At 70.6% G+C, this 7447-nt stretch carries 6 protein-coding genes and 1 pseudogene; 2 read left to right on the top strand and 5 right to left on the bottom strand.

Annotated elements, in window-relative coordinates:
* The coding region (locus CCN51_RS38660; RefSeq protein ID WP_086860648.1) for an SDR family oxidoreductase at positions 1 to 676 on the top strand (676 nt) is incomplete at its 5' end.
* 52 nt (positions 677 to 728) lie between these two features.
* Here the strand turns inward: CCN51_RS38660 and CCN51_RS38655 are convergent.
* The gene (locus CCN51_RS38655; RefSeq protein ID WP_014179630.1) at positions 729 to 1778 is read right to left on the bottom strand and encodes a methyltransferase domain-containing protein; all 1050 of its coding nucleotides are present in this window, start codon (positions 1776 to 1778) and stop codon (positions 729 to 731) included.
* An 80-nt stretch (positions 1779 to 1858) separates the two neighbouring features.
* Here CCN51_RS38655 and CCN51_RS38650 point away from each other — a divergent pair, with 80 nt between their 5' ends.
* A complete protein-coding gene (locus tag CCN51_RS38650; protein ID WP_014179629.1) occupies positions 1859 to 2263 on the top strand; it encodes a globin in 405 nt (134 codons plus the stop codon).
* Positions 2264 to 2310: 47 nt separating this feature from the next.
* Here the strand turns inward: CCN51_RS38650 and CCN51_RS38645 are convergent, their stop codons facing one another.
* The 4 genes and pseudogenes from CCN51_RS38645 to CCN51_RS38630 all read right to left on the bottom strand — a co-directional run bounded on the left by CCN51_RS38645 (position 2311) and on the right by CCN51_RS38630 (position 6993).
* Positions 2311 to 3120, bottom strand: coding sequence for a DUF8185 domain-containing protein (locus CCN51_RS38645; RefSeq protein WP_014179628.1), 810 nt, complete (start codon positions 3118 to 3120; stop codon positions 2311 to 2313).
* Between the two features lie 113 nt (positions 3121 to 3233).
* Positions 3234 to 3683, bottom strand: a pseudogene (locus tag CCN51_RS38640) (acyl-CoA thioesterase); the annotation flags it as partial.
* A 2-nt stretch (positions 3684 to 3685) separates the two neighbouring features.
* Complete coding sequence (gene ettA / locus CCN51_RS38635) at positions 3686 to 5350, bottom strand: energy-dependent translational throttle protein EttA (RefSeq protein WP_014179626.1); 1665 nt, start codon at positions 5348 to 5350, stop codon at positions 3686 to 3688.
* A 242-nt stretch (positions 5351 to 5592) separates the two neighbouring features.
* On the bottom strand, positions 5593 to 6993 hold the full coding sequence (locus CCN51_RS38630) for a Cys-Gln thioester bond-forming surface protein (protein WP_014179625.1): 1401 nt from the start codon (positions 6991 to 6993) through the stop codon (positions 5593 to 5595).
* Positions 6994 to 7447: the final 454 nt, after the last annotated feature.

Genomic DNA, 7447 nt, shown 5'->3' with positions numbered 1-7447 from the left:
CCCCCGCTTCCTCGACGGCGCGGACGACCTCCTCGGCGGCCTCGGCGCTGCGCGCGTAGTTGAACACCACCTCGGCGCCGTCGAGGAAGCGGGGGGCATCGCCCGCGCGGTGCGGCTGGACCTGGCCGAGCCCGGGGCGGCGGAGCAGCTGATGGAGACCGCGTCGCAGGGGCCGTCCGGCGGCGTGGAGATCCTGGTCAACAACGCGGCCGTGAACCTCCCGAGGGCCCCTCTCGCCGAGATCGAGGAGGAACGCTTCGACCATCTGCTGTCGGTCAATCTGAAGGCCGCCTTCCTGACCGTGCGGTACGCGGCCCGGCATATGCCCGACGGCGGGCGGATCATCAACATCTCCACGCTCAACACCGTCCGGGCCGTGCCGGGCGTCGCCCCGTACATGATCAGCAAGGGTGCGCTGGAACAGCTCACCGCGGCGGCCGCGCAGGAGCTGGGGGAACGCGGCATCACCGTCAACACGGTCTCCCCGGGGGCGACCGACACCGACATGCTGCACGACGCGAACCCCGGCGACGTGCTGGACCTGATCGTCAGCATCACCCCGCTCCGCCGACTCGGGCAGCCGTCCGACGTGGCCGATGTCGTGGCGTTCCTGGCGGGCCCGGACGGCCGCTGGCTCACCGGCCAGAACCTCCGGGCCTCGGGCGGCCTCAGCTAAGAATCCTCTTCCGTCGGCCCGCCCATTCAACAGCCCTGTTCCTTAGGCCCGTTCAGGAGGCCCGTTCGGCGTGGGCGGGCCCCAGCGGCCAGGCGTACGCACCCTCCGGGTCGTCCAGCCACGCCCACTGCCGCTGCTCCCGCACCGTTACGCCGTAGCGCTCCCGTCCCGGCCGGCCCTCGTGCTCCCACAGTGCGAGGGCCTCCAGCGGGTCGAGCCACGCCGTGACCACGTTCAGCAGAAAGCGGAAGGAGTCTTCCAGCAGTGGCCCGGTCGGCAGTCCCTTCGTACGGACCGGGGGCCGGGGCTCGCTGCCGCGCAGCGGGACGAAGTACGCGGGGGTGGTCAGGAAGTGCCCCTCGCCGTGTTCGGCGTCGGCGACCCGCAGCGCGATCAGCCCGGTGGTGAGCGGCGCCAGGATCAGCGCGCCGCACCGGCACTGGTCCAGCCAGGCGGGCGGCAGGGCGGTCACGGCGCAGGTGGCGATGATCCGGTCGAAGGGGGCGCGCGAGGGACAGCCGAGCGCCCCGTCCCCGGTGACGACCGCCGGCCGGTATCCGGCCGCGGCCAGGTGGTCGCGGGCGGTGTCGGTGATGTCCGGGTCGATGTCGACGGTCGTGACCCGGTCCTCGCCGAGCCGGTGCGCGAGCAGCGCAGCGTTGTAGCCGGTGCCCGTGCCGATCTCCAGCACGCTGTCCCCGTCCCGTACCGCCAGGGCCTCAAGCATCCGCGCCATCAGCGACGGCTGGCTGCTGGAGGAGACGAGCTCGCCGTCACGCACCCGCGTCGCCAAGGGCTCGTCGGAGTACACCCCGGCCAGCCAGCGCGCCCGCCGCGCGGGGTCGGGGTCGTGCCGCCCCAGCCGCTCGTAGAGCGCCGTCCCGCCGGATGTGCTCGGCTCGCCCGCCTCGTAGTAACGGGGGACGAACACATGGCGCGGCACCTCCTCGAAAGCCTCCCGCCACGCCGGGTCGGTCAGCCCGCCGCCCTCGGCGATCTCCCGGACCAGGGCGGCACGCAGCGTCGCGGCCGTCGCGGCGTACGGATCGGACTTCCGGTCCGCGCCATCCGCGCCGCGCCTGCCCGTGCGCGTGCTGCCCATGACTCCACTGTCCTGCGCCCGCGCCTCCATCGCGACCTACGTCCGGAGTCCTCCGTCGGGCGGTCTGAGAGCATGGTGGGGTGACAGAGATTCCGCGCGGCACGCTTCAGGAACAGACGTTCTACGAACAGGTCGGCGGCGAGGAGACCTTCCGACGCCTGGTGCACCGCTTCTACCAGGGCGTAGCCGAGGATCCGCTGCTGCGGCCCATGTATCCCGAGGAGGACCTGGGCCCGGCCGAGGACCGGCTGCGGCTCTTCCTCATGCAGTACTGGGGCGGTCCGCGTACCTACAGCGAGAACCGCGGCCACCCGCGGCTGCGGATGCGCCACGCGCCCTTCACCGTGAACCGCGAGGCTCACGACGCCTGGCTGCGTCATATGCGCGACGCCGTGGACGAGCTGGAGCTGGCACCTGAGCTCGAGCGGCAGCTGTGGGAGTACCTCACGTACGCGGCCGCGTCCATGGTCAACACCGCGGGCTGACCCCGCGGCCCGCCCACAGCCGCCGGCTCAGGCGAGGTCAGGCGAGGTCAGGCGGGGGTCACCGACAGGCCCGAGAGCCCCGGCAGCCCTGTCTTGCGCAACGCTATCGAGCCGTACGGCGTGCGCAGCCGCAGCCAGCCGCCCGCGGCGAGCAGCGCGAGCTGCTCGGGCTCGGGGGCGGGCGCCGTCGAGCCGCCGCCCTGCGAGCCGGACGCCACGGCCGCGGCGACCGGCTCGGGGGTGCGGGCCGGGCGCAGAAAGCCCAGTGACTGCGCGGCGTGTACGGCGCGCAGCGGAAGGCCGGTCTCGCCGAGCGTCCGGGACCAGATCTCGCGGCCGATGCGGTCCCGCTCGGCGCGGGTGCGCCGCTCCTCGGGCAGCGCCGCGTCCCGGGCGCGGAACTCGGCGACGGCCGAGGCGACCGCCCCGCGTACCTCGGCCGCGCCCGGCAGACCGGGCACCCGGTGCCAGCCGCCGCGCGGCGGCAGCAGCCCGGCCCATGGCGGGCCGGTGACCGGGTCGGGTACGGCCACGTCCAGGCCGGCCGGGGCGGCGGCCGGGCCCGGGGGTGCCGCATCGGCGCCGCCCGCCCTACGCCGTGCCGCCGTGTCCAGCGCGTCCGCGAACTGCCCGGCCGAGACCGTCGTGTCCAGCACGGTGTCGGCCGCGAGCCGGGCCGTACGGATGGCGAGCACTTCGAAGGACGGCGGGCGGCCGAAGACGGCGAGCACTCCGCCGCCCGCCTGCAGCCGCACCGCCGCGGCCCGGTCGTAGTGGATCAGCCGGGCCAGGAAGGCGGCGAGGTCCGCCGCCTCCCCCGGGTCCGCGAAGCGCAGCTCCTCCCCCTGCACCGTCATACGGTCACGGCCCCCTCGGGCTCCTCGTCGACGGTGCCGGGAGCCGCAGCGACCTCGGTGGCCTCGGGAGCCGCCTCGGGAGCCGCCTCGGGAGCCGCCTCGGGAGCCGCCTCGGCGGCGCCGGCTGCCCCGGCGGCGCCGCCCGCGCCGTCCGCGCCGTCTTCCAGGTATTTCACCAGGAAGCCCTCCTCCTCGGAGGTGAGGCGGCGCGGACGGCCGCGCTCCAGGTCATAGGGGACGATCATGGTCGAGGCCCGCGCGTACACGGTCTCCTCGTCCTTGACCTCGTACCCGAGCGTGATGAACGCGGCGCCGGTCTCCTTCACCCACAGCTCGACGGTCACCGGGGCGTGCCGGTGGAAGAGCGGCCGGAGGTAACTGATCTCGTGCCGGGCCACGACCACGCCGCCGGTGAAGGCGCCGCTGCCGTCCCCCGGCGCCAGCCGCCAGATGAAGTCGACGCGTGCCTCCTCCAGATAGCGGAGGTAGACCACGTTGTTGACGTGGCCGAACGCGTCCATGTCGGACCAGCGCAGGGGGCAGGAGTAGATATGGCGGGCCACACTCAGCCCCGGGTCAGCTTCTTGTAGGTGGCGCGGTGCGGACGGGCCGCGTCCGCACCGAGGCGCTCGACCTTGTTCTTCTCGTACGCCTCGAAGTTGCCCTCGAACCAGAACCACTTGGACTCGCCCTCGTACGCGAGGATGTGCGTCGCGACGCGGTCGAGGAACCAGCGGTCGTGGGAGACGACCACGGCGCAGCCGGGGAACTCCAGCAGCGCGTTCTCCAGGGAGGAAAGGGTCTCCACGTCGAGGTCGTTGGTCGGCTCGTCGAGGAGCAGCAGGTTGCCGCCCTGCTTGAGGGTCAGCGCGAGATTCAGGCGGTTGCGCTCACCGCCGGAGAGCACCCCGGCCGGCTTCTGCTGGTCCGGGCCCTTGAAGCCGAACGCGGACACATATGCGCGGGAGGGCATCTCGACCTGGCCGACGTTGATGTAGTCCAGCTCGTCCGAGACGACGGCCCACAGCGTCTTCTTGGGGTCGATGTTGGCGCGGCTCTGGTCGACGTAGGAGATCTTGACCGTGTCGCCGACCTTGATGTCGCCCGCGTCCGGGGTCTCCAGGCCCTGGATCATCTTGAAAAGCGTGGTCTTGCCGGCGCCGTTGGGGCCGATGACGCCGACGATGCCGTTGCGCGGCAGGGTGAAGGACAGGTCGTCGATCAGGACCTTCTCGCCGAACGCCTTGGAAAGGTTCTCCACCTCGACCACGACATTGCCCAGGCGCGGGCCCGGCGGGATCTGGATCTCCTCGAAGTCCAGCTTCCGGGTCTTCTCGGCCTCGGCGGCCATCTCCTCGTAACGGGCCAGTCGCGCCTTGGACTTGGCCTGGCGGCCCTTGGCGTTGGAGCGGACCCACTCCAGCTCTTCCTTGAGGCGCTTGGCGCGCTTGGCGTCCTTCTGCCCCTCGACCTTCAGCCGGGTCTGCTTGGTCTCCAGGTAGGTGGAGTAGTTGCCCTGGTAGCCGATGGCGCGGCCGCGGTCGAGCTCCAGGATCCACTCGGCGACGTTGTCCAGGAAGTACCGGTCGTGGGTGATGGCGACGACGGTGCCGGCGTACTGGGCGAGGTGCTGCTCCAGCCACTGCACGGACTCGGCGTCCAGGTGGTTGGTGGGCTCGTCGAGCAGCAGCAGGTCGGGGGCCTCGAGCAGCAGCTTGCACAGGGCGACGCGGCGCTTCTCACCACCGGAGAGGTTGGTGACCGGCCAGTCGCCGGGCGGGCAGCCGAGGGCGTCCATCGCCTGCTCCAGCTGGGCGTCCAGGTCCCAGGCGTTGGCGTGGTCCAGCTCCTCCTGGAGCTTGCCCATCTCCTCCAGCAGCGCGTCGGAGTAGTCGGTCGCCATCTGCTCGGCGATCTCGTTGAAGCGGTCGAGCTTGCCCTTGATCTCCGCCACGCCGTCCTGGACGTTCTCCAGCACGGTCTTGGTCTCGTCCAGCGGGGGCTCCTGGAGCAGGATGCCGACGCTGTATCCGGGCGAGAGGAAGGCGTCCCCGTTGGACGGCTGCTCCAGGCCGGCCATGATCTTCAGCACCGTCGACTTACCGGCGCCGTTGGGACCCACGACACCGATCTTGGCGCCGGGCAGGAAGCTCAGCGTGACATCGTCGAGGATCACCTTGTCGCCGTGAGCCTTGCGCGTCTTGCGCATGGTGTAGATGTACTCAGCCAAGAGAAACCGTCCGGCAATCGTAGGTATCGAAGTGCGGCCTAACCACGAGGTTCGCCGCCCGTGGATCGGCATGCGGCTGCGCCGCGTCGTCAGATACACCCCATCTTGCCGTACGCCAAGCTCGTGACGGAAACCCATTCGCCACCGCTGACGAGTTGCCCATCACAGTTCCCCATCCCATACGAAAGGGCCGGAGCCTCTTTCGAGGCCCCGGCCCTTCAGCGATTACTTCGGGTCAGCGATCACTCACCCGCCGGAGCCGCCTTCTTCTTGCGGACGAAGAAGACCGCGCCGCCACCGATCACGACGAGCGCCACGGCGACGCCCGCGATGATCGGGGTGTTGCTGCTGCTGCCGGTCTCGGCGAGGTCGCCGCCGCTGCTGTCCGCGCTGCTGCCGCCGGCCGACGCCGGGCTCGGCTGCGAGGACGGGGTCTCGTCACCGCTGCCGCCGCCGGTGCTCGCGGTCTTGCAGTCGAGCACGCCGGAGAAGGTCTTCTCGAAGCCGTTCGGACCAGTGATCGTGAACTTGTAGGCCTGGTCCTCCTTCACCGGGGCGGTGACGGTCTCGGACTTGCCGGCCTCGATGGTGTGCTTCTCGCCGAGGAGCTCGAAGGTGAACGCCTCGTCGCCCTTGTTCGTCGCGGTGATGTCCACGCCGCCCTTGGCGCAGTTCTTCTCGGCGGACAGCGCGGGGATCGCGCCCTTCTTCGCCCAGTCCGCGGTGGCGGTGGCGGAGACGGTGGACTCGCTGGAGCCGGCCAGGATCTGGGTCTGGCTCTTGGTGGCGCTGGCGAACGCGCGGCCGACCGGGACCTTGGTGGCTGCCTGGGCGGTCAGCGTGGCGTTGCCGTCGGCGGCACCGGCCGGCACGTCGAAGTAGAGCTCGCTGCCGTCGGCGGCGCTGGTGACCGTCTTGCCGTCCTTGTCGACGACCTTGACGCCGGAGGCGGCGGTGTCACCCGGGGTGACCGTGACGCTGTCCGCGTTGGTGTGGACCTTGATCGGGCCCAGGCGCTCACCGGACTTGCCGGAGACCGCGGGCGGGTCCAGGGTCAGCGACGCCTTGGGCTCCTCGAGGCTCTGCGCGTTCTTCTCGAGGTAGTCGGCCAGCTTCTCGGCCGCGGGGTCGACCGCGTCGACGTCCGCGCCGTCCGAGAAGCGCCAGATGGCGACCTGGGTGCCGGCGGCCGCGGTCTTCTCCGTCAGGGGGCCGGAGTTCGCCTTGGCCGCGAGCGCGGAGAGGTCATTGACCTGCGGGTAGGAGTTCTGCAGGATCCAGTTGATCTTGCCCGCGTTGGTGTTGTGCGCCAGCGATGTGGCGCTCCAGGACTTCTCCTCGTACTTCGCCTTGCTCTGCGTCGGGTTGTGGAGGTCGATGCAGTACGTCTGGATGGTGCCGCCGTTGTCGACCGCCATCTCGAACAGGCCGGCGCCGACCTTCTGGTCCTTGCCCTTGTCATGGATGACGGCCTGGTCAAAGGTCTTGAGACCGCTGAGCGTGGCGGTGGCGCCGCCCTGACTCGGAGGCGCATCGTCCGCCGCGGCGGTGCCGGCCGTGACTATCGCACCCGCCGCGACCAGGCCCGAGGCCAGGACTGCGGCGGCAAGGCGAGCAACGCCCCGCCTCTTTACAGAAATCATGGTTTCCCCTTCGGGCGAGCGCCAGTCTGTGGGTGCGCCTCGCCAGCGAACTCAAAACTCAGGAGCCCCCGTTGGCTCCAGGGATCCTAGGGAGAACCCTCGCCTCGTTCCCCAGGAATACCAAGGCCCAACCGATCCGAATCGAAATCGTTATCTCATCACACCATCACCCCTGACCTGGCTTTATCGATAAATCCCCGAGAATCATGGGGATGTTGTCCCAGTCGGTACGTTTAAAAGAGGTTTAGCCCGCGAGACCCTGCGAAACGCGGATGTACCCCGCGCCAGATCGTGTCCGACCGCCATCGCGTCGATATCCGCGGTGATCCACCGCCTGGCCCCGCCGCCGTCCTCCCGCTGCCACTCCCCTGGTTGATCCCTGGGCCGATCGCCCTGCCGATCCCCTGGTCGCTCCGCCCCTCGCCGATCAGCCCCCAGTTGCCCCGTCCCCGAT

Origin of the sequence: Streptomyces milbemycinicus (assembly GCF_002154605.1) — a bacterium.
GTDB lineage: Bacteria > Actinomycetota > Actinomycetes > Streptomycetales > Streptomycetaceae > Streptomyces > Streptomyces milbemycinicus.
Note: the sequence above shows the minus strand (reverse complement) of the source record. Positions and strands in the feature narration are given on the sequence as shown.

What these genes read in the sequence shown, in the direction of transcription:
- CCN51_RS38655 (WP_014179630.1), bottom strand. Translation starts at nt 1,778, where the DNA reads ATGGGCAGCACGCGCACGGGCAGGCGCGGCGCGGATGGCGCGGACCGG.
- CCN51_RS38645 (WP_014179628.1), bottom strand. Translation starts at nt 3,120, where the DNA reads ATGACGGTGCAGGGGGAGGAGCTGCGCTTCGCGGACCCGGGGGAGGCG.
- CCN51_RS38630 (WP_014179625.1), bottom strand. Translation starts at nt 6,993, where the DNA reads ATGATTTCTGTAAAGAGGCGGGGCGTTGCTCGCCTTGCCGCCGCAGTC.